Below are 255 nucleotides of genomic sequence, written 5' to 3' on the forward strand. Positions count from 1 at the left end.
CCCCCCCCCTTTTTTTTTTTACTCCGACCGCGACCACCGCGAGCTACACCGTCTACTTTTTTTTTTTTTATTTTTCGGCTAACTACTATTTATATACTATTTAGTTATTCGTCAGAGTAAGATGTGTTTAAGAGAATGTCTTGAAACGAGAATTGTTTTGCTAATCCTAAATGAATTAAAAAGATTATAATGCCGAGTACATGTTTATGTGTATTCATAATATTTAAAATAGTAGTGCCTACTATCCCCTTATAC

General features: G+C 33.3%; 1 protein-coding gene. It reads right to left on the reverse strand.

Going from position 1 to position 255, the window contains the following annotated elements; genetic code table 11:
- Nucleotides 1–104 precede the first annotated feature (104 nt).
- The gene (locus JDS82_RS30470) at nt 105–245 is read right to left on the reverse strand and encodes a hypothetical protein (protein ID WP_472926248.1); all 141 of its coding nucleotides are present in this window, start codon (nt 243–245) and stop codon (nt 105–107) included.
- Between the last annotated feature and the right edge of the window lie 10 nt (nt 246–255).

Origin of the sequence: Bacillus cereus group sp. N14 (assembly GCF_016483555.1) — a bacterium.
GTDB classification, from domain to species: Bacteria; Bacillota; Bacilli; order Bacillales; family Bacillaceae_G; genus Bacillus_A; species Bacillus_A wiedmannii.